This is a genomic window from Agrococcus phoenicis (genome assembly GCF_047302415.1).
Taxonomy (GTDB): domain Bacteria; phylum Actinomycetota; class Actinomycetes; order Actinomycetales; family Microbacteriaceae; genus Agrococcus.
Window position 1 is genome coordinate 555,979 of the sequence record NZ_CP154854.1, and the last position, 26,713, is coordinate 582,691.

Annotated in this window: 20 protein-coding genes and 1 tRNA gene; 11 read left to right on the forward strand and 10 right to left on the reverse strand. The window is 73.1% G+C overall.

Translation table 11 applies throughout. The features are described from left to right. Positions 1 to 19: 19 nt before the first annotated feature. Positions 20 to 1,039 (reverse strand): endonuclease/exonuclease/phosphatase family protein, encoded by a 1,020-nt coding sequence (locus AA0Z99_RS02710; protein WP_413319219.1) that lies wholly within the window; start codon positions 1,037 to 1,039, stop codon positions 20 to 22. Between the two features lie 134 nt (positions 1,040 to 1,173). Between AA0Z99_RS02710 and AA0Z99_RS02715 the strand changes: the two genes are divergently transcribed. After that, a complete protein-coding gene (locus AA0Z99_RS02715) occupies positions 1,174 to 2,118 on the forward strand; it encodes a PHP domain-containing protein (protein WP_413319220.1) in 945 nt (314 codons plus the stop codon). A 112-nt stretch (positions 2,119 to 2,230) separates the two neighbouring features. On the opposite strand, the gene AA0Z99_RS02720 is transcribed toward AA0Z99_RS02715, so the two are convergent. Beyond that, entirely contained in the window at positions 2,231 to 3,811 is a 1,581-nt protein-coding gene (locus tag AA0Z99_RS02720) for a DEAD/DEAH box helicase (protein WP_413319222.1), read from the reverse strand. Positions 3,812 to 3,849: 38 nt separating this feature from the next. Here AA0Z99_RS02720 and AA0Z99_RS02725 point away from each other — a divergent pair, with 38 nt between their 5' ends. Next, positions 3,850 to 4,575 carry a ferritin-like fold-containing protein gene (locus AA0Z99_RS02725; protein ID WP_413319224.1) on the forward strand — a complete coding sequence of 242 codons (726 nt, stop codon included), beginning with the start codon at positions 3,850 to 3,852 and terminating at the stop codon, positions 4,573 to 4,575. Between the two features lie 20 nt (positions 4,576 to 4,595). Here AA0Z99_RS02725 and AA0Z99_RS02730 read toward each other — a convergent pair whose 3' ends face one another. Further along, positions 4,596 to 4,901 (reverse strand): hypothetical protein, encoded by a 306-nt coding sequence (locus tag AA0Z99_RS02730; RefSeq protein ID WP_413319225.1) that lies wholly within the window; start codon positions 4,899 to 4,901, stop codon positions 4,596 to 4,598. Then, positions 4,901 to 5,119: a DUF3107 domain-containing protein gene (locus AA0Z99_RS02735; protein ID WP_413319227.1), complete on the reverse strand. Its 219-nt coding sequence runs from the start codon at positions 5,117 to 5,119 to the stop codon at positions 4,901 to 4,903. Before AA0Z99_RS02735 ends, AA0Z99_RS02730 begins: the two co-directional genes overlap by 1 nt. A 90-nt stretch (positions 5,120 to 5,209) precedes the next feature. Here AA0Z99_RS02735 and AA0Z99_RS02740 point away from each other — a divergent pair, with 90 nt between their 5' ends. After that, on the forward strand, positions 5,210 to 8,266 hold the full coding sequence (locus AA0Z99_RS02740) for a PD-(D/E)XK nuclease family protein (RefSeq protein ID WP_413319229.1): 3,057 nt from the start codon (positions 5,210 to 5,212) through the stop codon (positions 8,264 to 8,266). Beyond that, entirely contained in the window at positions 8,263 to 11,403 is a 3,141-nt protein-coding gene (locus tag AA0Z99_RS02745) for a UvrD-helicase domain-containing protein (protein ID WP_413319231.1), read from the forward strand. Before AA0Z99_RS02740 ends, AA0Z99_RS02745 begins: the two co-directional genes overlap by 4 nt. Before the next feature lie 41 nt (positions 11,404 to 11,444). Here the strand turns inward: AA0Z99_RS02745 and AA0Z99_RS02750 are convergent, their stop codons facing one another. Further along, on the reverse strand, positions 11,445 to 12,572 hold the full coding sequence (locus AA0Z99_RS02750) for a phosphotransferase (protein ID WP_413319233.1): 1,128 nt from the start codon (positions 12,570 to 12,572) through the stop codon (positions 11,445 to 11,447). Positions 12,573 to 12,630: 58 nt separating this feature from the next. On the opposite strand from AA0Z99_RS02750, the gene nudC reads away from it, so the two are divergent. Further along, positions 12,631 to 13,605 carry an NAD(+) diphosphatase gene (gene nudC / locus AA0Z99_RS02755; RefSeq protein WP_413319234.1) on the forward strand — a complete coding sequence of 325 codons (975 nt, stop codon included), beginning with the start codon at positions 12,631 to 12,633 and terminating at the stop codon, positions 13,603 to 13,605. Next, positions 13,590 to 15,347: an ATP-dependent helicase gene (locus tag AA0Z99_RS02760; protein ID WP_413319236.1), complete on the forward strand. Its 1,758-nt coding sequence runs from the start codon at positions 13,590 to 13,592 to the stop codon at positions 15,345 to 15,347. Before nudC ends, AA0Z99_RS02760 begins: the two co-directional genes overlap by 16 nt. Here the strand turns inward: AA0Z99_RS02760 and AA0Z99_RS02765 are convergent. Next, positions 15,250 to 15,981, reverse strand: a complete 732-nt coding sequence (locus tag AA0Z99_RS02765) for a hypothetical protein (RefSeq protein ID WP_413319238.1) — start codon at positions 15,979 to 15,981, stop codon at positions 15,250 to 15,252. The two genes, AA0Z99_RS02760 and AA0Z99_RS02765, sit on opposite strands and share 98 nt — an antisense overlap. A gap of 72 nt (positions 15,982 to 16,053) precedes the next feature. Further along, a complete protein-coding gene (locus tag AA0Z99_RS02770) occupies positions 16,054 to 17,514 on the reverse strand; it encodes a zinc-dependent metalloprotease (RefSeq protein ID WP_413319240.1) in 1,461 nt (486 codons plus the stop codon). Positions 17,515 to 17,534: 20 nt separating this feature from the next. Here AA0Z99_RS02770 and AA0Z99_RS02775 point away from each other — a divergent pair, with 20 nt between their 5' ends. The 3 genes from AA0Z99_RS02775 (at position 17,535) to AA0Z99_RS02785 (ending at position 21,885) form a co-directional block, all read left to right on the forward strand. Next, complete coding sequence (locus tag AA0Z99_RS02775) at positions 17,535 to 18,665, forward strand: PDZ domain-containing protein (RefSeq protein WP_413319242.1); 1,131 nt, start codon at positions 17,535 to 17,537, stop codon at positions 18,663 to 18,665. A gap of 124 nt (positions 18,666 to 18,789) precedes the next feature. Then, positions 18,790 to 21,765, forward strand: coding sequence for a UPF0182 family protein (locus AA0Z99_RS02780; RefSeq protein ID WP_413319244.1), 2,976 nt, complete (start codon positions 18,790 to 18,792; stop codon positions 21,763 to 21,765). 46 nt (positions 21,766 to 21,811) lie between these two features. Further along, a tRNA-Met gene (locus tag AA0Z99_RS02785) sits at positions 21,812 to 21,885 on the forward strand. Positions 21,886 to 21,973: 88 nt separating this feature from the next. Here the strand turns inward: AA0Z99_RS02785 and AA0Z99_RS02790 are convergent. Together AA0Z99_RS02790 and AA0Z99_RS02795 are read right to left on the reverse strand one after the other, a co-directional pair. Next, positions 21,974 to 22,660, reverse strand: coding sequence for an AIM24 family protein (locus AA0Z99_RS02790; RefSeq protein WP_413319246.1), 687 nt, complete (start codon positions 22,658 to 22,660; stop codon positions 21,974 to 21,976). After that, positions 22,657 to 22,962, reverse strand: a complete 306-nt coding sequence (locus AA0Z99_RS02795; RefSeq protein WP_413319248.1) for an MTH1187 family thiamine-binding protein — start codon at positions 22,960 to 22,962, stop codon at positions 22,657 to 22,659. Before AA0Z99_RS02795 ends, AA0Z99_RS02790 begins: the two co-directional genes overlap by 4 nt. A 55-nt stretch (positions 22,963 to 23,017) precedes the next feature. On the opposite strand from AA0Z99_RS02795, the gene AA0Z99_RS02800 reads away from it, so the two are divergent. Together AA0Z99_RS02800 and AA0Z99_RS02805 are read left to right on the forward strand one after the other, a co-directional pair. Further along, a complete protein-coding gene (locus AA0Z99_RS02800) occupies positions 23,018 to 24,520 on the forward strand; it encodes a sugar porter family MFS transporter (protein WP_413320736.1) in 1,503 nt (500 codons plus the stop codon). A gap of 63 nt (positions 24,521 to 24,583) precedes the next feature. Then, positions 24,584 to 25,396 (forward strand): carbon-nitrogen hydrolase family protein, encoded by an 813-nt coding sequence (locus tag AA0Z99_RS02805; protein WP_413319249.1) that lies wholly within the window; start codon positions 24,584 to 24,586, stop codon positions 25,394 to 25,396. Positions 25,397 to 25,441: 45 nt separating this feature from the next. Here AA0Z99_RS02805 and AA0Z99_RS02810 read toward each other — a convergent pair whose 3' ends face one another. Further along, positions 25,442 to 26,683, reverse strand: coding sequence for an aminotransferase class I/II-fold pyridoxal phosphate-dependent enzyme (locus tag AA0Z99_RS02810; RefSeq protein ID WP_413319251.1), 1,242 nt, complete (start codon positions 26,681 to 26,683; stop codon positions 25,442 to 25,444). Between the last annotated feature and the right edge of the window lie 30 nt (positions 26,684 to 26,713).

Sequence of the window (26,713 nt, forward strand, 5' to 3'; positions counted from 1 at the left end):
GGCGCGCAGCGCGGTCGGCTCAGCCGGTGCGGCGCAGCTGCACGACGACGGGCCGGTGGTCGGTGCCCGAGTCGTCGAGGCCCGTCAGCACGCGGGCGGCGACGGGCGTCCAATCCGGCGTCGCGACGACGTGGTCGATGTTCGCCCCGAGCCACGGCGGCGCCCAGGTCGGCCAGGTGCCCACGGCGCCGGCGCCGACCGCGGACGCGGCATCGCGGCACACGCCGAGGTCGCCCATGCTGCCGTCCTCGAGCGCTGCCCGATGCCCCCACCAGTGGTCGACGGTCGAGTTGAAGTCGCCGCCCATGATCACCGAGTCGGCGCCGTCGCAGAGCCCCGCGACGAACTCCAGGTCTGCGCGCCAGTTGCGCATCTGCTGCGGCACGGGGGCGACCGGATGCGTCGACACGAACACCGGCCCGTCGCCGTCCTGCGGGCGCGCGACGACGGTCGGCAGCGTGCGAGTGCCGCCGACCTCCTGATCGGCCGTGTACCGACCGAGCTCGGCGGAGACGAGCAGGGTCGTGTTGAGCGCCCCGTAGGCGGGGGAGTAGCCGTTCGTCAGCACCCAGAAGCGCTTGCCCGCGTCGCGCAGCAGCTCGGCGACCGCGACGCCCGTCGTGAGCGTCGTCTCCGGCAGCATCACCGCATCCGCGCCCGTCTCATCCACGATGCGGGCGATCTCGTCCACCCCCGGCTCGTCGCCGAGGGTGTTCCAGGTCAGCACGACGAGGTCGTCGCCGTCGTCGACGGACTGCGAGGCGTCGAGACCGCGCGAGACGTGGATGCCGGTGGAGGCGAGCGCGAAGACGAGCAGCATCGACGCCACGCCGAGCACGAACGGCCGCACGCGCCGCCAGCCCGCGAAGCACAGGAACAGCAGCAGGAGCAGCAGCGCGATGCCGACGACGCCGATCCGCATGGAGACGACCTGCGCGATGACGGGCGCCTGCTCGAGGCCGAGCGCCTGCGGCCACGCCGCGAGCGCCAGGCACGCGGCGATGACGATGGCGAGCAGCCAGCCGAGGATCGCGAGCACCCTGCGAGCGTAGGCGATGCGGCCATGCGCGGGCTCGGGGCGCCGCACTGCGCCGACGTCGCTGCCGTGCCGGCAGCGGCAGCAGGGTCGCCGTCGGCGCGGACGTCGTCGATGGCCGCGCGTAGGCTGGCTGCATGGAACGAGACCGCGTGCCGGCAGCGGCTGAGGGCCCCGAGCGCGCGGCAGCGTGGGCGCGAGCCGAGGCCCACGACTGGGCAGCGGCCGCTCCCGCCGACCTGCACGCGCACTCGCGCGAGTCCGACGGCACCGACGCGCCGGGTGACGTCGTGCGCGCCGCCGCGGCGGCAGGGCTGGGTGTCGTCGCGCTCACCGACCACGACACCGTCTCCGGGTGGGCAGAGGCGAGCGACGCCGCGCGCGAGGCCGGCGTCGCGCTGCTGCCGGGCGTCGAGTTCTCGTCGCAGATCGGGCCGGCGAGCGTGCACGTGCTGGGCTACCTGCTCGATCCGGAGTCGACGGCGTTCATGGGCGAGCGCGAGCGGATCCGCACCGAGCGGGTCACGCGCGCCGAGCGCATGGTGCACGCGATCGGCCGCGACTACCCGCTCACCTGGCAGCACGTCGAGGAGCACTCGGCGCCTGGCGCGACGATCGGCCGCCCGCACATCGCCGACGCGCTGGTCTCGCTCGGCATCGTCGCCGACCGGTCGGCCGCGTTCGAGGGCATCCTGCACTGGCAGGGCGGCTACTACCAGCCGCACCGTGCTCCCGCGCCCGAAGAGGCGATCGCGATCATCCGGGACGCGGGCGGGGTCTCGGTGCTCGCGCACCCCGGCGCTCGCGGGCGTCCCGTGATGCACCTGGGCGCGCTCGGCGACCTGGCGGACGCCGGCCTCGACGGGGTCGAGGTGTGGCACCGCGACAACGACGACGCCGATCGAGCGCAGCTGCTGCGCGATGCGGAGCGGCTCGGCCTGCTCGTGACCGGCTCGAGCGACTACCACGGCTCCGGCAAGCCGAACCTGCTCGGGGAGCACACGACGGCCGCGGCGGTCGTCCAGGAGATCGTGCGCCGCGCGAGCGGCTGGCCGCCGGTGCTCCCGCTGGGCGAGCGCTGAGCCAAGGCCCCCGAGCCCGCTGCCGCCGCCGGTGGCGGGAGGCACCGCGTCGTCGTGCGACCGGGAAGCCGAACGGCCGCCCCTTGCGGGGCGGCCGTTCGGTGACGCCGGGTCAGGCCTGCGGAGCCTGGGGCGCAGCGCCCCCGCCGCCGGTGCGGCGGCGCCGGCGCCGGCGCTGCGGGGCGGCGTTGCCGTCGTGGTGCTCCGCGCCGCCGCCGTCGTGCGTGCCGCGACCCTCGGGCTGCTGCGCCGCATCCGCGCCGCTCTCGCCGCGACCGCGGCCGCCGCGGCGTCGGCGCCGCTGGCCCTCGGACGCCTCGGTGCTGGCCTCACTGCTGCGCTCGGTGCGCTCGCCGCCGCCGCGCTCGCTGCGACCGCCGCGCTCGCCTCCGCGACCGCTGCGCTCGCCGCTGCGCGAGCGCGGTGCGACGCCCTCGCGCTTGGCCTCCTTGTGGGGTGGCGTCGGCGTGAGCCGGCCCTTCACGCCCTGGGGGATGTTGAGGTCGGTGTAGAGGTGCGGGCTCGACGAGTAGGTCTCGACCGGCTCGGGCTTGTTGAACTCGAGCGCGCGGTCGATGAGCGCCCACTTGTGCAGGTCGTCCCAGTCGACGAAGGTCACGGCGATGCCCGTGCGGCCCGCGCGGCCCGTGCGGCCCACGCGGTGCAGGTAGGCCTTCTCGTCCTCGGGGATGGTGTGGTTGATGACGTGCGAGACGTCGTCGACGTCGATGCCGCGCGCGGCGACGTCCGTGGCGACCAGCACATCCTTCTTGCCGGCCTTGAACTGCGCCATCGCGCGCTCGCGCGCCTCCTGGCTCATGTCGCCGTGCACGGCAGCTGCCTGGAAGCCGCGGTCGATGAGCTCCTCGGTGAGGCGCGAGGCGGCGCGCTTCGTGCGCGTGAACACGACCGTCTTGCCGCGACCCTCCGCCTGCAGGATGCGCGCGACCACCTCGTCCTTGTCGAGCGCATGCGCCCGGTAGACGATGTGCTCGATGTTGGCCTGCGCGATCGTCTCGTCGACGCCGGCGGCACGGATGTGCAGCGGGCGCGACATGAAGCGGCGGGCGAGACCGACGATGGCGTCGGGCATCGTGGCCGAGAACAGCATCGTGTGGCGCACGGCCGGCACCTTCGAGAACAGCTTCTCGACGTCGGGCAGGAAGCCCAGGTCGAGCATGCGATCCGCTTCGTCGAGCACCATCTCCTTGACGTTGGAGAGGTCGAGGATGCGCTGCTGCACGAGGTCGAGCAGACGACCGGGCGTGCCGACGACGATCTGCGCGCCGGCCTTCAGCTGGTCGATCTGGCCCTCGTAGGCCTTGCCGCCGTAGATGGAGACGACCGTGGTCGGACGGTTGGAGGTGATGAGCTCCATGTCCTCGGTCACCTGCACGGCGAGCTCGCGCGTCGGCACGACGATGAGCGCCTGCACGCCCGGCGCGGGCGTCTCGCCCAGCCGCTGCGAGAGGGGGAGGCCGAAGGCGAAGGTCTTGCCGGTGCCGGTCTTCGCCTGGCCGATGATGTCCTGACCGGACAGCGCGAGCGGGATCGTCTGCTGCTGGATCGGGAAGGGCTCGAGGATGCCGCGGTCGGCGAGGGCCTGGACCATGTCGGCGTCGATGTTGAGGTCTTGGAAAGTCAAGGGAGTGTTCCACCTGTTCGTATGCTCCGGCAATCCTAGCGGCGGCATGCGTCGGCGGGCTCCGAACCGCCCCTAGACTCCTTCCCGTGGTGAAGTGGTTCGATCGGACGCCGCGCGACGTGACGCGCCAGCTCCTGCGGCAGCACCGGGTCCCGGTGGTCGGCGACCGCGTGCTGCTGTCGGACGTGCGACCCGCGCTCGTGCCCTTCGTCGGCCAGGCGCTCGGCCTCGAGCTGGAGCTGGTGGTGAAGTCCGGCCGCGTGCTCGATCAGGCCCCGACGCTCGACGCGCGCACCGAGCTCGCGGAGGTCGTGCGCATGCACGCGAGCCGCGCGAGCGCCTTCGCGCGCATCCTCGAGGGCGAGGGCGTCGACCCGGAGGAGGCGATCGGCCCGTTCGTCGAGTCGATCCACCAGTTCTCGCGCGCGATCGAGGGCGCCGACTGGTACGAGCAGCTGCTCGCGATCCACGTCGCTTCCGGCCTGCTCGAGGACTTCTTCGTCGCGATCGTGCCGGGACTGCCGGAGCAGGATCAGGACGCGATGCTGCGGGCGCTGCGGGGCGAGAGCGCGCATCCGCACCTCGTGCGCCTGCTGCGGCAGGCGATCGACGCCACGCCCCGGCTCTCGGACCGCATGGCCGTGTGGGGGCGCCGCCTCGTGGGCGACACGCTCCTGCAGATGTACCTGGCGGTCAACGGCCTCGACGAGACGGGCCGCGCCGTGCCCAGCCAGAAGCGCCTCGAGCCTGCCTTCAACGACATCGTCGCCTCGCACACCCGCCGCATGGACGAGCTGGGCCTGACCGCCTGAGGCCTCCGGGCGCGCGGCCCTCAGGCCTTGGCGGCGCGCAGCTGGGCGAGGTACTCGGCGTCGGCGCGCTCGCGGCGCGCGGGCAGCACCCGCGGCAGCACGACGCTCACCGCGAGGGCTGCGAGGAGGCTGCCGAGCCACAGCCAGCCGTTGTCCGCGCCGGCGCCCAGCGCGGCTCCGATCGTCCACACCACGCCCGCCGCCGCGGCAGCGGCGAGCGGGTTGAGGAAGAGGCCGACCCACTGGCGCCCGGGCAGCAGGTAGCGGGCGAGCAGCCCGATGGCCGCGCCCATCACCATGGGCACCAGCACGAGGATGGGCAGCATCAGGCCACGAAGCCGATCTTGCGCGTGGACTCGCTGCCGATCTCGACGTAGGCGATGCCCGAGCTCGGCACGATGTAGCGGCGCCCCTTCGCGTCGTCGAGCACGAGGTGGCCGGAGTCGAGGGCGGCGACCACGGTGTCCTCGATCTCCTTGGCAGCCTGTGCCGAGTCGAACGCGATCTCGCGCGCAGAGTCCTTGATGCCGATGCGGATGTCCATGCTCCTGAGGATAGCGACACCGATGCGGGCTGACGCGCCGTTGCGCGCCAGGCGAACGCGGATGTCGGCGGCCGTCGGTACCGTGGCGCTGTGACGCATCAGACGGTGGCCCTCGACGCCTCTCAGCGCGCCGTGCTCGCGCTGCCGGAGACCGCATCCGCCATCGTCATCGGCGCAGCGGGCACGGGCAAGACGTCGACGCTCGTCGAGCTCGCGGCGAGCCGGCTGGGCGGCGGGCTCGACCCCGCCGCGCTGCTCGTCGTCGCGGGCTCGCGCCAGGCGGCGACCGCGCTGCGCGACCGCCTGGCGCGGCGTACCGCGCTCGTCACGCCCGGCCCCCTCGCTCGCTCGATGCCGTCCTTCGCGCACGCCGTGCTGAGCGCCGCGGCGCTCGCGGAGGGCCGCCCGGCGCCGCAGCTGCTCTCCGGCGCCGAGCAGGATCGCATCATCGCCGCCATGCTCGCCGGTCATGCCGACGACGCGGCCGAGGGGCGGCCGAGCGGGCCGACGTGGCCGGCGCACCTCGGGCTCGAGGTGCGCGAGCAGGCGGGCTTCAGGGCCGAGCTGCGGGAGCTCATGGCGGCGGCGGCCGAGCGTGGCATGGGGGCGGACGCGCTGGCGCGCGAGGGCCGGCGCCGCGACGTGCCGGAATGGGTCGCCGCGGGCGACTTCATGGCCGAGTTCGACAGGCTGCAGCGACTCGAGCGCCGCGGGGCCGAGGCGGTGACCGCTGCGTCGCTGCTGCGTCGGGCGGCCGCCGAGATCGCCGTCACGACCGTGCGGCTGCCCTCCCTCGTGCTCGTCGACGACGCGCAGGAGCTCACGGAGGGTGCGGTCGTCGTGCTCGAGGCGCTGCGCGCACGGGGCGCGACCGTCGTGGCCTTCGGCGACCCCGACACGGCCACCGGCGGGTTCCGGGGCGCCGATCCTGCGCTGCTCGGCGCCCTGCCGCAGCGGCTGGGGTTCGCCGCGCAGCCGCGGCACCGACTCCGCCTCACCCACGACCACCGGCACGGTGCAGCGATCCGCGCGTTCGCCGAATCCGCCGCCGAGCGCATCGGCACGGCGCGAGCGGGCGATCAGCGCGGCGCGGCTCCGGCATCCGCCGCGGCAGACGCCGTGGAGCTGCGGATCGCCGCGTCGGTCGACGAGCAGGCGCGGCAGATCGCTCGCGTGCTCCACGAGCGCCGCGCGCTCGGGGTGCCCCACGACGAGATGGCGATCATCGCCCGCACGGGTCGGGCAGCCGCCGAGCTCGCGTCGCTGCTGGCCTCGCTCGACGTGCCCATCGCGGCTGGCGGGCCCACGAGGCTGCGCGAGGTCGGGGTGGTCGACGCGCTCGTGCAGGTGCTCGCCGTCGCAGCCGGGCGGGTGCCGCTGACGGCCGAGCTCGCCGAGCAGCTGCTGCGCAGCGACCTGCTGGGGCAGGATGCGCTCGCGGTGCGCCGGCTCAAGCGGGCGCTGCGGCACCGCGTCGTCGCGGCCGGCGGCGAGGTGCACGTGCCCGGCGCCGAGCTCGTGCGCGAGGCAATCGAGCGACCGGAGCGCCTCGAGGGGCTGGGCGCTGCACGAGCGGCTGCGGCCGCTGCGCGGCGCCTGGCGCGCATGATCGAGCGCGCGCGGGAGCTCGCGGGCGGAGCGAGCCCCGCATCCGTCGATCAGGTGCTGTGGGCCGTCTGGGATGCCGCAGCGGTCGCGGAGCCCTGGCGGTCCGCAGCGCTCGAGGGCGTGGGGGTGGAGCGCGAGCTCGCGAACCGCCGGCTCGACGGCGTCGTGGCGCTGTTCGACCAGGTGGCGAGGCTCATCGAGCGCCGCCCCGACGTCGACACGGGAGGGTTCGTCGAGGCCTGGCTGGGTTCGAGCGTCGACGACGACTCCCTCGCCGCGCGCGCCGAGGGTGCGCGGGTGGCCATCGGCACGCCAGGGCAGTTCGTCGGGCGCGAGCTCGACACCGTGGTCGTCGCGGGGCTGCAGGACGGCGTGTGGCCGAACCTCCGGCTGCGCGGCTCGCTGCTCGGCGCCAACCGCCTCGCCGGTGACGACACCGACGACGCCCGCACCGCGGTGCTGCACGACGAGCTGCGCATGTTCGTCAAGGCCGTCTCGACCGCGCGTCGCTCGGTCGTGCTGACCGCGGTCGAGAACGAGGACGAGCAGCGCTCACCCTTCCTCGCAGGGGTCGAGCCGGTGCCGCCCTTCACCGATGGCTGGCACTCGCTCAGGTCGCTCGTCGGCCACCTGCGGCGACGCGTCGTGACCGCCCCGGATCCGACGATCGCTGCCGACGCGGCGATCGCACTGCGGCGTCTCGCCGAGCGCGGTGTCGCGGGCGCGTCGCCGCGGGAGTGGGCGGGCCTCGCTCCGCTCTCGAGCGTGGAGCGGCTGGACGCCCACGAGCCCGTGCGCATCAGCCCCTCCGCGCTGCAGACCCTCTCGGACTGCGAGGTCTCGTGGATCATCGGCCGGATCGCCGGCGGCACCGGCAGCAGGGCGGCAGCCTTCGGCACGATCGTGCACGACGCCGTCGAGCGCGCCGACTCGACCGACCCTGCCGCGCTCGAGGCGGCCATCGATGCCCGCTTCCCGGAGCTCGCGCACGAATCGAGCTGGGAGGCGGCGCGGCAGCGGCAGGAGGTGGCGCCGATGACGGCGGCGCTCGCCGACTACTTCCAGGTGCTGCGCGGCGAGGGGTGGGTGATCGAGCAGGGCGACCGCGAGGCGCGCTTCTCGGTCGATCTCGACGGTGCGACCCTCTCGGGCTCGATCGACTGGCTCGAGCGGCATCCGGACGGCCGGGTGCGCATCGTCGACCTCAAGACGGGCGCATCGGTGCCGAAGGCGGTGCCAGAGCTCGGGAACCTGCAGCTGCGCGCCTATCAGCTGGCGGTCGCCCTGGGCGCGATCGAGGGCATCGCCGAGGGGGCTCCGACGCAGGCGCGACTGCTCATGCCGAAGCTCTCCCGCAAGGACAAGCGGGTCGACTCCGACCCCTACGACCAGGTCGCGGATGCGTTCCGCGAGCACCTGCGCGCGGCCGTCGACACCATGGGCGGCGCGAGCTTCTCCGCGCAGCCTGCCGTGCACTGCACCAACCGCTACGCCTACGGCAGCTGCCGCATCCACGTCATCCCGGAGGTGACCGAGTGACCACCGCGATCGAGATCGAGACGGCCCTCGCGGTGGCGCGAGGGGGCGATGCGCTGCCGCCGACGCCCGAGCAGATCGCCGTGATCGAGGCGCCCGACGAGCCGGTGCTCGTCGTCGCGGGAGCGGGCAGCGGCAAGACGCACACGATGGCGCAGCGCGTGCTGTGGCTCGTCGCGAACGGCAAGGCGCTGCCGGATGAGATCCTCGGCCTCACCTTCACCCGCAAGGCCGCGCGCGAGCTGAGCGATCGACTCCGGACGCAGCTCGACCACCTGCGGCAGGCCGGCCTGGTGCCAGCGGGCGCGGAGCAGCGGCTGCCGGTGGTGCAGACCTACAACTCCTTCGCCAGCGCGCTGTTCCGGGAGTGGGCGCTGCTCATCGGAAGGGATCCCGAATCCGAGGTGCTGACCGATCCGGCGGCGTTCCTGCTCGCCATGCGCGTGGCCCGCGCATCCGACGACCTGCGGCTGGCCAGGCTCGGCACCGCCGACACGATCGCCAGGCGCGTGCTGCAGCTCGCCGGTGAGCTCGGCGACCACCACGTCACGACCGAGGACGTGCGCCGCAGGCAGTACGCCGACGGGTTCGGACTGCTCGCGGCCCTGCCGGATGCCGAGGAGGGCGAGAAGCTGGCCGCCGACGCGCGCAAGGGGCTGCAGAACGACATCGAGCGCGTCGGCGCGCTCGACCCGCTGCTCGCGCTCGTGGATGCCTTCGATCGAGAGAAGCGCCGACTCGGCGCCGTGCAGTTCAGCGATCAGGTGCGGCTCGCGCTCGATGCGATCGAGGCGCACCCCGCCGCGATCGACGAGCTGCGAGCACGCCACCGCTTCGTGCTGCTCGACGAGTTCCAGGACACCTCGGTGCTGCAGCTGCAGCTGCTGCAGCGGCTCTTCCACGGCACCCCGGTGATGGCGGTCGGCGATCCCAACCAGGCCATCTACGGCTTCCGCGGAGCGAGCGCCGGCACGCTGAAGCTCTTCGCGGACAGCCTCGAGGTGCGCCAGACGCTCTCGCTCTCGACCAGCTGGCGCAACGACGCCGCGGTGCTGGAGGTCGCGCACGCGATCGCCCGCGACCTCCCGTTGCAGCCGGGCGTGCCCGTCGACCCCCTGCAGCCGCGCGAAGGTGCCGGCCCTGGCGAGGTCGAGGTGCGCCACGTCGAGACGGTGGAGGACGAGGCGCGCGAGCTCGCCGGCTGGTTCCGCGCGCACGGCAGCGGTGAGGGCCGCGGCTCGAAGAGCGCCGCGGTGCTGGTGCGATCCCACGCCGCCGGCGTCGAGATCGCGCAGGCCCTGCGGGCGGAGGGCATCTCGGTCACGCGCTCCGGCGGTGGCGGCCTGCTCGACGAGCCGGAGGTCGTCGACCTGATCGCGGCCCTGCGCGTGCTCGGCCGGCCCGAGGAGGGCTCGAGCCTCGTGCGCCTGCTGGCCGGCAGCCGCTGGCGCGTGGGCGTCGCCGACCTCGCGGCGCTGCAGCGGCACGCGCAGTCGATCGTGCGCCGCGGGCTGAGCGAGGAGCAGCGCAGGGCGGATCGCGGCGCGGTCGCGGCCGAGGCGAGCGCCTCCATCGTCGACGCGCTCGACGCGGTCGTCGACGAGCGTCGCCTCGACGGCGCCACCGAGGCGGGGCTCGCCCGACTCCTGGAGGCCGGGTCGCTGCTGCGCGCCCTGCGCAGCCGCGCCGGCATGCCGCTGCCCGAGCTCGTGCGCACGGTCGAGCAGGCGCTGCGCCTCGACATCGAGCTCGCGGCGAAGCCGAGCGGCAGCCACGATGCGCTCGATGCGCTGGCGCGCGAGGTGCAGGCCTTCGCCGCCGCGGACGAGCGCGGCACGCTCGAGGCCTTCCTCACCTATCTCGAGGTGCTCGACGAGGGTCGCGGCCCCGAGGCTCCGCAGCCGCAGCAGGCACCCGGTGTCGTCGTGGTGATGACGATGCACGCTGCGAAGGGGCTCGAGTGGGATCTCGTCGCCCTGCCGCGACTCGCGGAGGGGAAGGCGGAGAGCACCCCGCTCGGCTGGCTCGACTGGGCGCGGCTGCCGCATCCCCTCCGGGGCGACGCGGGGCTCCTCGCGGCGCTGCAGTGGCAGGGCCACACGACGAAGGCCTCGTACGCGCGGGCGCGGGAGCGCTACGTCGGCGAGCTCCTGGCGCACCAGGAGGCCGAGGGGGATCGCCTCTCGTACGTCGCGGTGACCCGGGCCAAGGAGGCGCTGTGGTTGTCCGCGGCGCAGTGGTATGGCACCGCCAAGGGCGCCGCGAAGCCGAAGCGCTTGCTCGAGCAGGCGGCCCACGCCCGCGGGGTGCGTCTCCTCGAGCCGCCGGAGAAGGGCGCGGAGAACCCGCTCGGCGCGCGCACGACGACGGTGACGTGGCCCGCCGACCCGCTCGGTGCCCGTCGCGACCGCGTCGAGCGCGCCGCGGCGATCGTCGAGGCGGCCGACTCGAGCGCGCCCTCACCGTGGGACGCCGCGATCGAGCTGCTGCTGGCCGATCGCGTCACCACGACCCTGGCCCTGCCGAGCCGCATCGCCGCGTCGGGATTCAAGGACTGGGCGGCAGACCCCGTCGCCGTCGCGCGGCAGATCGCGCGGCCGATGCCGCAGCGGCCCTTCGCGGCGACCAGGCTGGGCACCCTCTTCCACGGCTGGGTCGAGCGCCGCGACGGCGCGATCGGGCTCGGCGACGCGGTCGACGACGAGGCGCTCGACGAGGAGCTCGTCGGCATCGACGCGGAGCGCCTGGAGCGGCTGAAGCAGACCTTCCTCGCCTCGCCCTACGGCGATCGCCAGCCGGCGGAGACCGAGATCGAGATCCACCTGCCGCTGGCGGGCACGACGGTGGTCTGCAAGATCGATGCCGTCTATCGCGACGGCGATCGCGCCACGGTGGTGGACTGGAAGACGGGTCGGCTGCCGAGCGGGGCCGCAGACCTCGAGGCGCGCCAGCTGCAGCTCGCGCTGTACCGCGCCGCGTACGCCGCGCACGCCGGCCTGGAGCCGGAGCAGGTCGACGCGGAGCTCTACTTCGTCGAGCACGACCGCATCGTCAGGCCGTCGCGCATCGAGTCCCTCGCCGAGCTCGAGGCCCGCTGGTCGCGGGCGCAGCAGGCGGTGGCGGCGGCGGCGCTGCGCTGAGCGCCTGCCATCGGCACGGACGCAGAGGCTCTGGCAGCCCCTCAGCGCTGCGCGGAGTCCCCGTCGGCGTCGCGGTCGCCCGTCGGCTCGAGCGCGGTGGCGTGCTGGCCGGTGCCCGCGGCGGGCTCGTCGATGACGTCGGTGCTCCGCTGCGCCTCGGGATCCTCCAGGCGCCCCGACACCTCCGAGGTGTCGCCGAGGTAGGCCTGCACGCCGGTGAGGTCCATCGTCTCGAGCCGCTGCGCGGCGATCGCAGCACCCGGGTCGCGGTCCACCCGAGCCACGAGCCCCGCGAGCATCCCCTTGGCGTCCTCGACGATGGCGGCGTCGCCGCGGTCGACGCCGTGCAGCAGCCAGCGAGCGATGTCGAGCTCTGCGTGCAGCATCGCGCGCTGTCGCACCTGCCGGTCGCCGATGCCGCGCGCCGCGGCGTGCGCGTCGAAGGCGGCGTCGACGCTGCCGAACTCGCTCGACCCCAGCAGGAACGCGAGGTCCCGCGCCGGGTCGCCGATGGCGAGGGCGTGCCAGCCGTCGAGCCCGACCACCTCGGTGCCCTCGATGCGGAACGCCGGTGCCTGCAGGTCGCCGTGCACGAGCGCGGGCTTGAACTGCCACAGCTGGTCGTCGCCGAGCGCCGCCTCCCACCGCTCGAGCAGCGGCGCCGGCACCGAACCGGTCGCCGCGGCGCGGTCGAAGGTGTCGAGCAGTCGAGTGCGCAGCGCCTGCGCGCTCTCGTGGGGGAGCCCGGCGTCGGAGGCGACAGAGGTCGGCAGCTCGTGCAGCGCCGCCATCGCTCGACCGACGCTCTCGGGGAGGCCGGGCTTCGCGGGGGACAGGTCGCCGAGCCGCATCGTCGTGCCCCCGAGGCGGGTGAGCACGGAGAGCGTCGACCTCCCCGCCTCCGTCGTGCCGAGCAGCGTCGGCACCTCGAACGGCAGCCGCGAGCGGGTCGCGAGGGTCAGCGCCGCGAGCGCTCGCTCGTGCGCCTGCTCGGTGCGCAGCGCCGTGACCGATCGGGGCAGGATGATCTGCACCGTCGAACCGTCTGCGAGCCGGGCCGCGACGACGGATCGGTGCTCGTCGGAGCCGTCCTCCGCAGCGCCGGCCACGTCGAGGCCGGGCACAGCGGTCGTGGCGAGCGCGGCTAGAGTGAAGGGGTTCGAGCTCATGGATGCCAGGCTAGGCCGCACTCGCTGCAGCGGGGCCGCGCCACGCGACGGAGGTGACGTGCCCAGCACGACAGGTGGGCCCCAGGGCCCCGCGGCTCGATCGGCGCACGCAGGCGCTGCAGGTGCCGCGCCGACCGCAGCGGTGCCGCCGCTCTCGCGCTCGCAGCTCGACCGCGACCACGTCTCGCGGATCCTGCCCGACGCGGTCGATCGGGCGCTCGCCGCAGCCTCGACGCGCATCGTCGTCGTCGCCGGCGACCGCGCACCCGTGCGCGACGGGCGCCTCGTGCGCTTCGCGCCCGGCGAGCTGCCGCCGGATCTCGCGCCCGTCGACCCGCCCGTGCCGCCCAGCTGGCTGGGGCGCCTGACGCCCTCGGACGCCGACGAGCGGGGCGCGGTGATCCTCAGCCAGCTCGTCGCCGAGCCCTTCGAGGTACCCGGCGCCGAGTGGCGCTCGCTGCGCGAGGTCGGGGCCGACCTCGACGACGCGGACGCGGGCGTGCTCGTGCAGGCCGTGGCGCTGGGCGTCTGGCAGCGCGAGAGCGCGCACAGCCCGCTCGACGGCTCGTCGACCGCGTTCGAGGAGTCGGGCTGGGTGCGTCGCTCGGAGAGCGGCGCACCGCACTTCCCGCGCACCGATCCTGCCGTCATCGTCGCCATCCACGACCCCGCCGACGAGCGGATCCTGCTCGGCCACAACGCGGCGTGGCCCGAGGGCCGCTACTCGCTGATCGCCGGCTTCGTCGATCCCGGGGAGTCGCTCGAGGCCGCCGTGGTGCGCGAGGTGCACGAGGAGACGGGGCTGCGCGTGGTCGCGCCGCGCTACCTCGGCTCGCAGCCCTGGCCCTTCCCTCGCAGCCTCATGATCGGGTTCGAGTGCACCGCCCCTGATCCCGACACGCTGGTCCCCGACGGGGTGGAGATCCTCGACGTGCGGTGGTTCACGCGGGACGAGCTGCGCTCCGGCGTGGTCCAGCTGCCCGGCCGCACCTCGATCGCCTCGTGGATCCTCGAGGCGTGGCTCGACCGGTGATCGAGGCCGACCCGGCCGCTGCCGTGACCGACGCCGACCGCATCCTCGCCGGGCTCGACGAGCAGCAGCGGCTCGCCGCGACCACGCTCGGCGGTCCGGTCGCGATCCTCGCCGGCGCAGGCACCGGCAAGACGCGGGCCATCACCCACCGCATCGCCTACGCGGTCGCCACGGGCGAGCAGGCCGAGCACGCCTCGCTCGCGCTCACCTTCACCGCGCGCGCGGCGGGCGAGATGCGCACGAGGCTCGCCCGCCTCGGCGCCGGCGGCGTGCAGGCCCGCACCTTCCACGCAGCAGCGCTCGCGCAGCTCTCGCACTTCTGGCCGCGCATCACGGGCTCCCGCATGCCGGCGCTGCTGCCGCAGAAGGCGTCGACGCTCGCGGACGCCGCGGCCCAGCTGCGGCTGCGGCTGCCGACGGCGCAGCTGCGCGATGCTGCCGGCGAGGTGGAGTGGCGCAAGTCGCAGGCGATGACCATCGAGGACTACGCGGTCCAGGCGCGCATCCGCCCCCTGCCCACCGGCATCGCCCCGGAGGCGATGATCGACCTGCACATGGCGTACGAGCGGGTCAAGGACGAGCGGCGCCAGATCGACTTCGAGGACGTGCTGCTCGCCACCGCCGGCATGATCGAGCGCGAGCCGGTCGTCGCCGACGAGGTGCGCTCGCGCTACCGGCACTTCACCGTCGACGAGTACCAGGACGTCTCACCGATGCAGCAGCGCGTGCTCGCCGCGTGGCTCGGTGAGCGCCGCGACATCTGCGTGGTCGGCGACCCGAGCCAGACGATCTACTCGTTCGCCGGCGCCGACGCCGCGAGCCTCAGCCGCTTCGTCCACGACCACCCGGAGGCGGAGGTGGTGCGGCTGGAGCGCTCCTACCGATCGACGGCCGCGATCGTCGGCAGCGCCAACCGGCTCATGCGAGGCCGCGACGCGCTCACCCTCTCTGCCGCATCCGGCGAGGCAGGGCGCGAGCCGAGCCTCACCGTGCACGCCAACGACTCGGCCGAGGCGGCCGCGATCGCCGCCGCATGCCGGGCGCAGGTGGACGCCGGAGCCGACGCGGGCGACATCGCCGTGCTCATCCGATTCCACGCGCAGTCCGGGCTGATCGAGCAGGCGCTCTCGAGCGTCGGGCTGTCGTCGACGGTGCGCGGCTCGCAGCGCTTCTTCGAGATCCCCGTGGTCAAGCGCGCCGTGCTGATGCTGCGCAGCGCCCCCGCCGATGACCGCCCCGTCTTCCAGGCGGTCACCGACATCGTGATGGGTCTCGGGTACCGCGCGCAGCCGCCGACGACGCACGGCGAGGAGCGGGCGCAGTGGGATGCGCTGCACGCGCTGGTCACGCTCGCGGAGGAGGTGGGCGGCACCGACCTGCCGGCGTTCGCCCGCGACCTGCAGCGTCGCGCCCAGACCGAGCACGAGCCCTCGGTCGCGGCCGTCACGATCGCCACGATCCATGCCGCGAAGGGGCTGGAGTGGCGGCACGTGCACATCGCCGGCCTCGCCGAGGGGCTGCTGCCCATCTCGCACGCGACCACGCTCGCAGAGATCGACGAGGAGCGCCGTCTGCTCTACGTCGCGATCACGCGAGCCCAGCGCACGCTCTCGCTCAGCTGGGCCAAGGGATCCGGCCACCAGGTCAGGCAGCCATCGCGGTTCCTGGCCGAGATCGCTCCGCCGCGGGCCGGCGTCGGTCGCCGCGGTGCGAGCACGGGCGGCGGCGCCGCAGGGCGCTGACCGCGCCGTCGCGCTGACGGATGCGCGTGCCCCAGCCTGCGGGCAGCGCCCCCTCGCTCGCACGGTGCAGCGCGCCGAGCACCGTCACCATCGCTTGCGCTGCTGCGATCGCGCTGGCCTCGGGCGTCAGGTGCGCGGGCAGCAGCGCGTCCTCTGCGAGCATCGTGCATCGCGCGCACCCGCCGCCCGCCGGCACGAAGGGGCCGATCTGCAGCCAGGCGTCGCCGACGATCACCGGCAGGTGCGCGACGCCCTCGAGCAGCAGCCGCTCGAGCTCGCCGGTCGGCAGCCGCCACGCCGCCACCGGCAGCACGAGGTCGTCGCCAGCGCGGTGCCCTGCCTCGCGCACCCCGCGGTGCAGCTGCTCGGCGAGGCGGATGCGCCCGCGCACCACGACCGGGAGGCGCGGCCGGTGGTCGAGCACGGCTGCGCCGATCGACGCGAGCAGCGCGGTCGCCTGGCCCTCGCCGATCAGCTGCTCGAGCTCGCGCGGCAGCACCCCGCGGGTGAGCGCGGCGATGGCGCGCAGGGTCGACGGATCGGCGTCCAGGTCGGCGACGCGCTCCTGCGCACCGATGGCGATGCGGTCGGGAGCGGAGCGGAAGACGGCCAGGTGCGGATCGAGTCTCAGCATGCGCGCATGGTGCGCCATCGCCGTCGTGCACGTCGCCGGCTCTCCACAGCCGCCGATGCCGTCCGCGGCGAGCTAGACCGGCTTGGGGTCGTCGTCGGGGGAGCCGGCGCCCTCGCCATCGGCGTCGGCTGGGCCGGGCTCGGCAGCATCGCGCTCGCCCGCATCCGCGTCGTCTGCGCCGTCCTCGCCGGCGTCGGCTCCGCCCTGCCGATCCTCCGTCGAGCCGCGCTCGGCGTCGTCCAGCAGCTCCTGCAGCGCGAGATCCATCTCGTCGAGCTCGCCGACGCCCTGCAGGCGGGCGATCACCCGCGCGGGGTCATCGATGTCGTCGGAGCCGGGCATCAGGTCGGGCTGATCCCAGAGGGAGTCGCGCACCTCCGCGCCCACCGCGTCCGTCACCGTCCGCCAGAAGGCCGCGGCCTCGCGCAGGCGCCGCGGTCGGATCTCGAGGCCGACGAGGGTGCCGAAGGCCTTCTCCGCGGGGCCGCCCGTGGCACGCCGGCGTCGCACCGACTCGGCGATCGCGTCGCGCTTGGGCAGGCGGACGGTCGCAGCCTCCGTGACGGCGTCGACCCATCCCTCGATGAGGGCGATGGTGGTCTCGAGCCGGGCGAGCGCCTCGAGCTGCTCGGGCGTCTTCGGCGGGATCAGCGCGCCGCTGGAGAGCGCCTGGCGCAGCTCGTCGGGGTTCGTGGGGTCGAAGGACTCCGCGAGCTCCTCGAGGCGCTCCACGTCGATGCTGATGCCCTCGGCGTACTCGCGCACCGCGGAGAGCACGTGCAGCCGCAGCCAGCGCGCGTGGTGGAAGAGCCGCGCGTGGGCGAGCTCGCGCGCCGCCATCCAGATGCGCACCTGGTCCTCGGGGATCTCGAGGCCGTCCGCGACCGAGCGCAGGTTCACGGGCAGCAGCGCCGCGGTGCTCTCCAGCAGCGGGAAGCCGAAGTCGCCGCCAGCCACCGTCTCGCCCGCGAGCTGGCCGATCACGTTGCCCAGCTGCATCGCGAACATCGTGCCGCCCACGTTGCGCAGGATCTTCTCGGCGCCGGCGAGCATCGCCTGCGCCTCCTCGGGCGCGTGCTCCTGCATGGCTCGGGTGAGCGCGTTCGCGATGCTGCTGGCGACGGGTTCGCTCATCTCCTGCCAGACCGGCAGGGTCGCGTCGACCCACTGCTGCCGCGACATCATCGTGAGCGCGGTCACCGCGCCGATCTCCGTCGTCTCGCTCAACCACAGCGCCGCGAGGTCGGCCGCCTGCTGGACGGCCTCGCGCTCCGCGGTGGTGACCGAGCCCGGGTCGCGCTGCACGACCGAGGCCGCCTGGCGCGCAGCCGCGCTCCAGTCGATGCCGTCGTCGCTGCGCGCGAGCGCGGCCTGCAGCTGCGCCATCAGCGCCTGCAGCTGCGCGGGATCGGAGGGCATCCCCGCGGCTCCCGCGAGGCGGGACGGGTCGATGGGGCCATCACCGGAGAGGAACTGCTGCAGCATCTCGCGCAGCTCGTCCTCGGGGCGCCGATCTTCGGAGTCCTCAGGCATGCGACTACGCTATCCGCAGCATGTCGTCACCAGCCGGGAATCCGTCCATCCCGCCCTCCGCCGTCCGCGAACACCCGCCACACCGGCGCTTCCCGGATGTCCGGCCGCGGCGCCTCCGCCGTGCCGGGTGGGGCGCGCTGACGGCGACGGCGCTCGCCGCGCTCGCGCTCGCCTTCGTGCCCTCGCCCTACGTGGTGGAGGTGCCGGGCCCGACCTACGACACGCTCGGAACGACGGATGCGGGCCCCTTGATCTCGATCGAGGGGGAGGAGACCTTCCCCACCGAGGGCGAGCTGCGGCTGCTGACCATCGCCCTCTACGGCAACCCGCAGCGCCCGCTGAGCTGGGTCGAGGTCGCGCAGGCCTACCTCGACCCCGCTGACTCCATCATCCCGATGGATGCCGCCTTCCCGGACGACGTCTCGGTCGAGGAGTCGAACGAGGCAGGCCGCATCGAGATGCAGAACTCGCAGCAGGCCGCCGTCGCCGCCGCGCTGCTGCACGAGGGGCTCGAGATCGTCAGCGACGTGCGCGTCGCCGGCGTGATCCCGGATGCGCCCGCGGTCGGGATCCTCGAGGAGGACGACCGCATCCTGCGCGTCAACGGGGAGACGGCCTACGACGTCGCGTCGATCCGCCAGGCCATCGCCGCGGTCGACGGTCCGGCGACCTTCGACATCGAGCGCGACGGCGAGCCGCTGACGGTGGAGGTGACGCCGCTGGTGGAGGGTGAGCAGCGGCTCGTCGGCATCTACCCCTCCAACGAGTTCACCTTCCCCTTCGACGTCGAGATCCAGCTGCCGAACGTCGGCGGCCCGAGCGCCGGCATGATGTTCGCCCTCGGCATCGTCGACGAGCTGACCCCCGGCGCGATGACGGCGGGCACGCGCTGGGCGGGCACGGGCACGATCTCGGCGCTGGGCGACGTGGGCCCCATCGGCGGCATCGTGCAGAAGCTGCACGGCGCCGTGGACGCGGGTGCGACGCACTTCCTCGCGCCGGTCGAGAACTGCGGCGAGGTCGCGGGGCGCGTGCCGCCCGGTCTGACGGTCTTCGCCGTCGACACGCTCGACGACGCGATCGCCGCGATCGAAGCGGTGGCGATGAACGAGGACACCTCGCAGCTGCCGACGTGCGGCGCCGGCGACTGACACGACCGCGACGGAGCCCCGGGCGGCTGCGGCCCCCGCGACCTCGCCGAGGGCGCGGCGAAGACTCATAGCCTCGGCAGATACGATGGCGCGACCGCCACACTGAGCTCTGGAGCCCTACGACGTGTCTGCCAACGCCGAACGACCCACCGCAGCGACCACCGGGAGGCAGCGGCCATCGCCGTTGCTGATCACGGTGCTGATCGTGGCCGCCATCATCGGCGCCTTCGTGCTCTTCTCGGGCTTCTACGCCGACATCCTCTGGTTCGACCAGCTGGGCTTCGTGCAGGTGCTGCAGAAGCGCTGGCTCTCGATCGCCACGATGTTCGCGATCGGCTTCGTCGCGATGGCCGTGCCGCTCGCCATCGCCGTGCAGGTCGCGTTCCGCTCGCGGCCGGTCTACGCGCAGCTGAACTCGCAGCTCGACCGCTACCAGGAGCTCGTCGAGCCGCTGCGCAAGCTCGTCATGTGGGCGGCTCCCGCCGCGCTCGGACTCTTCTCCGGCGTCGCCGCGGCCTCGCAGTGGGAGACCGCGCAGCTGTGGCTGCACCGCCGTCCCTTCGGCGAGACCGACCCGCAGTTCGGCCTCGACGTCGGCTTCTACATCTTCGAGCTGCCCTTCTACCAGCAGATCGTCGGCTTCGCGCTCGCGGTGCTGTTCATCTGCGGCGTCGCGACGCTCGCGACCGCCTACCTCTACGGAGCGATCCGCATCACGGGCCGCGAGGTGCGCATCTCGCGCTCCGCGCGCATCCAGCTCGCCGTCGTCGGTGCGCTCTACATGCTCGTGCTCGGCGTCTCGATCTGGCTGGGCCAGTACGCGACGCTCGCGCAGACCTCGCAGGGCTTCCTGCCGACCGGTGCCGGCTGGACCGAGGTCAACGCCTCGATCCCCGGCGCGCAGATCCTCGCGGGCATCGCCGGCGTCGTCGCGCTGTTCTTCATCGTCACCGCCATCATCGGCCGCTGGCGCGTCGCCATCGTGGGCACCGGCCTGCTGATCGCTGCGTCGCTCGTCGTCGGCGTGGCCTACCCGGCGATCATGCAGCGCTTCAACGTCGACCCGAGCGCGAGGACCCTCGAGGCCGAGTACATCCAGCGCAACATCGACGCCACCCGCTCCGCGTGGGGCGTCGACGAGATGGTCGAGACGGCCTCGGATGCGCGCACCGACGCGGAGCCCGGCGCACTGCGGGAGGACGCGGAGACGACCGCGAACATCCGCATCATCGACCCCGCGCTCGTGACGGACGCGTTCGCGAACCTGCAGGAGTACCGCCAGTACTACGGCTTCCGCGACCAGCTCGACGTCGACCGCTACGAGATCGACGGCCAGACGCAGGACACGGTGATCGCGGTGCGCGAGCTCGACCTCTCCGGTCTCGACGAGGACAGCTGGTACAACCGCCACATCGTCTACACCCACGGCTACGGCGTCGTCGCCGCCTACGGCAACCAGCGCGGGCCAGAGGGCCAGCCGGTGTTCATGCAGGCCGGCATCCCGACGACCGGTGCGCTCGGGGAGTACGAGCCGCGCGTCTACTTCGGCGAGTCGATGCCCGACTACTCGATCGTCGGCGCGCCCGGCAACCTCGAGCTCGACTACCCGCGCTCGAGCGAGGAGGGCAGCGGCAACGCCGAGACGACCTTCGCCGGCGAGGGCGGCCCGAAGCTCGACAACATCTTCAACCGCCTGGTCTACGCGCTGAAGTTCCAGTCCGAGCAGATCGTGCTCTCCGATGCCGTCACCGACGAGTCGCAGATCCTCTACGACCGCAACCCGCTGCAGCGCGTGGCCGAGGTGGCGCCGTGGCTGACGCTCGACAGCGACACCTACCCGGCGATCGTCGACGAGCAGCTCGTGTGGATCGTCGACGGCATGACGACCGCCTCGACCTACCCCTACTCGTCGCACCGCTCGGTGCAGCAGGCGATCGCCGACTCCACGAACCCGACGCCGCCCATCGGCGACGTCATCAACTACGTGCGCAACTCGGTGAAGGCGGTCGTGAACGCGTACGACGGCTCCGTCACGCTCTACGCGTGGGATGCCGAGGATCCGATCCTCCAGGCGTGGAACGAGATCTACCCGGGCACGATCCGTCCGATCAGCGAGATGTCGGGCGAGCTGATGAGCCACGTGCGCTACCCGGCCGACATGTTCAAGCTGCAGCGCTCGATCCTCGGCGACTACCACGTCACGAACCCGGGCACCTTCTTCTCGGGCGACGACCAGTGGGCGACGCCGAACGACCCGACCGAGGGCGCCACGGAGGCGACGGCTCCGCTGCAGCCGCCGTTCTACCTGACGATGTCGGTCGATGGCCAGGATCCGGCGTTCACGCTGTACTCGACGTTCATCCCGCGGGACGGCCGCAACGTGCTCTACGGCTACCTGTCGGTGAACGCCGACGCGGGTGGCACGCCGGGCGAGGTGGCGGAGTCCTACGGGCAGCTCACGCTGCAGATGCTGCCGAAGGACAGATCGATCCCCGGACCCGGTCAGGTGCAGAACACCTTCGACACCGACGACGCGGTCTCGCAGCAGCTCAACCTGCTCCGCCAGGGTGCCTCGGAGGTCATCAACGGCAACCTGCTGACGCTGCCGGTGGGTGGCGGCCTGCTGTACGTGCAGCCGGTCTACCTGCAGTCGACGGGTGCGACCTCCTTCCCGGTGCTCCGAAAGATCCTCGTGGCGTTCGGCGACGACATCGCCTTCGAGGACACGCTCGACGAAGCCCTCGACGCGCTGTTCGGCGGCGACTCGGGTGCGGAGGCCGGCGACTCTGGCGTCGACCCCGCCGCACCGGGCGAGGAGGGCGAGGATCCCTCCGAGGAGCCCGCGCCCGAGGGCAGCCTGCAGGCGCAGCTCGACGCGGCCGTCCAGGAGGCGGGCGAGGCGCTGCAGCAGCGCCAGGCCGCCTACGCCGAGAACGACCTGGTCGCAGCTGCCGAGGCCGACGAGCGGCTGACGGCGGCGCTCGCCCAGGCGCTCGAGCTCTCCGGGCAGATCCAGGGGGAGTCGGGCGAGACGCCGGCGCCCGAGGATCCTGCCGCTCCGGAGGCCTCGGAGGAGCCGCAGGAGAGCCCCGCGCCCTAGGGGATTTGCCCCGCGGCGCGAGGACTGGTAACGTCTCTTCTTGTGCCGCGGGGTGGAGCAGCTCGGTAGCTCGCCGGGCTCATAACCCGGAGGTCGCAGGTTCAAATCCTGTCCCCGCAACAAGAAGTCCGCGAACTGCGGCACACAGAAGAGGCGCCCGAGAGGGCGCCTCTTCTGCATCTCCGGCCGGGGCGGCCGGATCCGGGTCCTACCGGCTGCCGCCGTTCGCGCCTGACAGCTCTGGACGGCCCTCGCTGGGCTGCACCACGACGAAGCCCGGGCCGTGGAAGGCGAGCTGGAACGCCTCGCCCGAGCCGCCGCGCAGCATCGATCGCACGTTCATGCTGTTGACGACGGAGGGGCTGAGGCTCGACGACCAGCAGACCGCGGCGTTCGGGTCGACGAAGGTCGGCTGCCGCGAGCAGTCGAGCAGCAGGGGCTGGCCCTCGCACGAGATGCCGACGGTGCCGGTGCCACCGATCTCCACGTTGAAGAGCCCGCCGGCCATGATGTTGCCGCTGCGGAGCATCGTGATGTCCCACTGCAGGTCGGGGTCGAAGGCGAGCAGGTTCTTGCCGTTCACCGACAGCCCCTCGTTCTCGAGCTCGACCGTGAACACGTTGGCCGCGTCGCGAGCGACGAAGACCTCGCCCTCGCCCCGCATCCGCATGAGGGAGGTGCCCTCGCCCGTGACGAGCTTCTTCAGCATCCTGCCCGCGCCGGCGCCCTCGTGCTGGAACTCGATCTGCCCCTGGTAGGCGACCATCGCGCCCTTGGCCGACAGCACGTCGCGACCGCCGGAGACGTTGATCCGCAGCATCTTGCTCGACTGCTTGACCCACCGCTCCGTCGACTGGCGCTCCTGGTTCGCCTCGGCGAACAGCTCTGATCTCATGCTTCCCCCTCCAGGGCTCGTTCGAGCCTGACGAGCTTGCCGTCGAGCTCATCCGTCCATCCGGGCCGGATGTCGGCCTTGATGACGAGGGATGCGCGCGGCGCGTGCACGAGCACCGCGTCGGTGGCGCGGCGCACGACGTCGAACACCGCGTCCCACTCGCCCTCGATGGTCGTGAACATGGCGTCGGTGCGATGCGGCAGGCCGCTCTCGCGGACCACCTGCACGGCGGCGGCCACGGCGTCGTGCACCGAGCCGTCCGGTCCGGCTGTCGCCGGCGCTACGGAGAATGCGACCAGCATCCTGCTCCCTTCGTCGCTCTGATCCTGACAGTGCGCCGTGCCCGGCACCACCCTGATGTGGCACAGTTGCGTCCCACAGCGGCGTCGTGCGGCGGCGTCGCCAGCGCGTGACAGCAGTGGTGTCGCGGAAGTCCGAAGGAGAGCGACCATGCCTGAGACCTACAACCGCCTGCATCGCCGCGTCATCGGCATCACGATCGCCGCAGCGCTCGGAGGGTTCCTGTTCGGCTTCGACACCGCCGTGATCAACGGTGCCGTGGATGCGCTGGCCGACGAGCTCTCGCTCGAGGCGGGCCTGACCGGCTTCAGCGTCTCGTCGGCGCTGATCGGCTGCGCCATCGGCGCGTGGTTCGCGGGCTCCGCCGCGAACCGCTTCGGGCGCATCCCGGTGATGCTCGCCGCTGCCGTGCTGTTCCTCATCTCGGCGTTCGGCTCCGGGCTCGCGTTCGGCGTGTGGGATCTCATCGCCTGGCGGGTGGTGGGCGGCTTCGGGGTCGGCGCGGCCAGCGTCATCGCGCCCGCGTACATCGCGGAGGTCTCGCCGGCCCGGGTGCGCGGCAGGCTCGGCTCGCTGCAGCAGCTCGCGATCGTGAGCGGCATCTTCGCGGCGCTGCTGTCGAACGCCTGGCTCGCCGACATCGCGGGCGGCTCGGCGGAGATCCTCTGGTTCGACCTGCCGGCCTGGCGCTGGATGTTCATGGCCGAGGCCGTGCCGGCCCTCGTCTACGGCGTGATGGCGCTGCGCCTGCCGGAGTCGCCGCGATTCCTCGTCGCGCGGGGCGACTACGACAAGGCCTCCCAGGTGCTGCTCGACTTCACCGGCGAGACGGATGTGAACCTCAAGATCGAGAAGATCCGCCTCTCGCTCGAGCGCGAGGACCGCGAGTCGATGGCGGATCTGCGGGGCAGTGCGCTGGGCCTCCGCCCGATCGTCTGGGTGGGGATCCTGCTGTCGGTGTTCCAGCAGTTCGTCGGCATCAACGTCATCTTCTACTACTCGACGACGCTGTGGCGCTCGGTCGGCTTCGACGAGTCCACGGCCCTGCTCACGAGCGTCATCACCTCCGTCGTCAACATCGTGACGACGATCGTGGCGATCATGCTCGTCGACCGAGTGGGACGCCGCAAGATGCTGCTGGTGGGCTCGGTCGGCATGACGCTCGCGCTCGGCGCCATGGCGCTCGCGTTCTCCTTCGGCGAGCTCGCCACGGCGGCCGACGGCTCGCAGTCGGTCGAGCTTGGCCCGCCCTGGTCGATCGTCGCGCTCGTGGGCGCCAACCTGTTCGTCGTCTTCTTCGGCGCGACGTGGGGGCCGCTGGTGTGGGTGCTGCTGGGGGAGATGTTCCCGAACAGGATCCGCGCCTCCGCGCTCGCGGTGGCGGCGGCAGCGCAGTGGGTCGCGAACTTCGCGATCTCGACGACGTTCCCCGCGATGGCAGACATCGGCCTCACCTTCGCCTACGGCTTCTACACGTTCTTCGCCGCGCTGTCGTTCTTCTTCGTGCTGTGGAAGGTGCCGGAGACCAAGGGCATGGAGCTCGAGGACATGACGGGCTAGCGGCCTCCGGCTCGCTGCGTCGCGCGGGCGACGCCGGTCGTGCGCAGCCCGTAGGGTTGCCGCATGGGTGAGGTGGATGCGGTGGCGCCGACCGTGGTGCTGGCAGCGGCCGTGCAGTGGGCGCCGGGCGAGGATCCGGCCGAGAATCGCGCTGCGGCAGCGCGCTGGATCGATCTGGCTGCCGCCCGGGGTGCGCGGCTCATCGTGCTGCCGGAGTACTCGCAGCACTGCTCGAGCGATCTCGCGGCGACCGCGCCGGCCGCCGCGGAGGCGCTCGACGGGCCCTTCGCGTCGATGCTGCAGGAGCGCGCGACCGCGCACGGCGCGCTCGTGATCGCGGGCATGGTCGAGCGCCTCGAGGCAGGCGTCTCCAACACCGTCGTCGCGGTCGATGAGCGCGGTGTGCGGGTCGCCTACCGCAAGGTGCACCTCTACGACGCGTTCGGTTCGAGCGAGTCCGACTGGCTCACGGCCGGCGACCCCGCGCAGACGCCCGTCGTCGATGCCTTCGGCACCCGCATCGGGATCCAGACCTGCTACGACCTGCGGTTCCCCGAGGCCACCCGGCGGCTCGTGGATGCGGGCGCCGACCTCGTCGTCGTGCCCGCCGAGTGGGTGCGCGGCCCGCAGAAGGAGCGGCACTGGACCACGCTGGTCACCGCGCGCGCGATCGAGTCGACCGTGCACGTCGTGGCCGCAGACCAGGCGCCGCCGCTGGGTGTCGGCTGCTCGCTCATCGTCGACCCGATGGGCATCCCGCTCGCTGCGCTCGGCGATGAGGAGGGCATCGCGGTCGCGCCCATCGACGCCGACGCGATCGCCCGCACGCGGAGGCGCAACCCCTCGCTGGCGAACCGGCGCTACCGAGTCAGCTGAGGGCCGGCCGGGGCGCTGCGCCCGAATCGGCCGGCCGCGTGCCGCTCAGCCCAGCACGGTCGCGGCGCGGTTCGCCGACTGCGCGGCGTGCTCCAGCTCTGCCGCCCTGAGGCCCGCGAGGCGCTGTGAGGCGTCGCGCAGCATGTCGTCGGACTTGCAGAAGGCGAAGCGCATCGTCGAGCGCAGGTCGCGCCGCGAGGACCTCGCGAAGGCCGAGAGCGGCACCCCGACGACGCCGACCAGCTCTGGCAGCCGACGAGAGAGGGCGGTCGCGTCGTCGATGCCGAGCGGCGCGGCGTCGGCGAGCACGAAGTAGCCGGCGTTCGCGTCGTGCACGGCAAAGCCCGCGTTCCGGAGTCCGCGCGTCAGGATGTCGCGCTTGCGGGCGAAGGAGGCGACGATCGTGTCGTAGTGCTCATCCGGCAGCCGCAGCCCGGCAGCGACGGCGGGCTGGAACGGCGCGCCGTTCACGAAGGTGAGGTACTGCTTGACCGCACTGATCTGCGCGATGCGCTCGGGGGTCGACATGACCCATCCGACCTTCCACCCCGTGACCGAGAAGGTCTTGCCGGCCGACGAGATCGAGACGAGGCGATCGCGCGCAGCGCTGAAGGAGGCCAGCGGCACGTGCTGGTCGTCGTAGACCAGGTGCTCGTAGACCTCGTCGGTGACGATGATCGCGTCGCGCCGCTCAGCGACGCGGACGATGTGCCGCATCGTGTCCTCGGTGAACACCGAGCCCGTCGGGTTGTGCGGCGAGTTGACGATCAGCATCCTCGTGCGAGGCGTGGCAGCGCGCTGCAGCCGCTCGATGTCGGGCTGGAAGTCGGGCGCGGCCAGCGGCACCGGCACGAGCACGCCGCCGGCCAGGGCCACGATCGCCGCGTACGCGTCGTAGTACGGCTCGAAGACGATCACCTCGTCGCCGGGCTGCAGGTAGGCGAGCAGCGTCGCCGCGAGGCCCTCGGTGGCACCGGCCGTCACCAGCACGTCGCTGCGCCCGAGCCCGATGCCGTAGAACCGGCGCTGGTGCTCGATGATCGCGTCGATGAGCTCCGGGGCGCCCCTGCCGGGCCCGTACTGGTTGCGACCGTGGTCGATCGCGTGCTTGGCGGCGTCCAGCACGGCGCGCGGGCCGTCCTCGTCGGGGAAGCCCTGCCCGAGGTTGAGGGCTCCGGTCTTCGTGGCGAGGGCGGTCATCTCGGCGAAGATCGTCGGCGCCAGCCGGCCATCCGCGCCGAGCAGTCCCGCACCTGCGGCGGCTCGCTGCCAGGGTGCCTGCTCCATGGTTCGACGCTACCCGGTTCCCAGAGGTTC

Excerpts from the sequence above, each read along its gene's own strand:
- AA0Z99_RS02715 (WP_413319220.1), top strand. The coding sequence starts at position 1,174 with ATGGAACGAGACCGCGTGCCGGCAGCGGCTGAGGGCCCCGAGCGCGCG.
- AA0Z99_RS02720 (WP_413319222.1), bottom strand. The coding sequence starts at position 3,811 with ATGCCGCCGCTAGGATTGCCGGAGCATACGAACAGGTGGAACACTCCC.
- AA0Z99_RS02730 (WP_413319225.1), bottom strand. The coding sequence starts at position 4,901 with ATGCTGCCCATCCTCGTGCTGGTGCCCATGGTGATGGGCGCGGCCATC.
- AA0Z99_RS02735 (WP_413319227.1), bottom strand. The coding sequence starts at position 5,119 with ATGGACATCCGCATCGGCATCAAGGACTCTGCGCGCGAGATCGCGTTC.
- AA0Z99_RS02750 (WP_413319233.1), bottom strand. The coding sequence starts at position 12,572 with ATGAGCTCGAACCCCTTCACTCTAGCCGCGCTCGCCACGACCGCTGTG.
- AA0Z99_RS02765 (WP_413319238.1), bottom strand. The coding sequence starts at position 15,981 with ATGCTGAGACTCGATCCGCACCTGGCCGTCTTCCGCTCCGCTCCCGAC.
- AA0Z99_RS02770 (WP_413319240.1), bottom strand. The coding sequence starts at position 17,514 with ATGCCTGAGGACTCCGAAGATCGGCGCCCCGAGGACGAGCTGCGCGAG.
- AA0Z99_RS02775 (WP_413319242.1), top strand. The coding sequence starts at position 17,535 with ATGTCGTCACCAGCCGGGAATCCGTCCATCCCGCCCTCCGCCGTCCGC.
- AA0Z99_RS02790 (WP_413319246.1), bottom strand. The coding sequence starts at position 22,660 with ATGAGATCAGAGCTGTTCGCCGAGGCGAACCAGGAGCGCCAGTCGACG.
- AA0Z99_RS02795 (WP_413319248.1), bottom strand. The coding sequence starts at position 22,962 with ATGCTGGTCGCATTCTCCGTAGCGCCGGCGACAGCCGGACCGGACGGC.
- AA0Z99_RS02800 (WP_413320736.1), top strand. The coding sequence starts at position 23,018 with ATGTGGCACAGTTGCGTCCCACAGCGGCGTCGTGCGGCGGCGTCGCCA.
- AA0Z99_RS02805 (WP_413319249.1), top strand. The coding sequence starts at position 24,584 with ATGGGTGAGGTGGATGCGGTGGCGCCGACCGTGGTGCTGGCAGCGGCC.
- AA0Z99_RS02810 (WP_413319251.1), bottom strand. The coding sequence starts at position 26,683 with ATGGAGCAGGCACCCTGGCAGCGAGCCGCCGCAGGTGCGGGACTGCTC.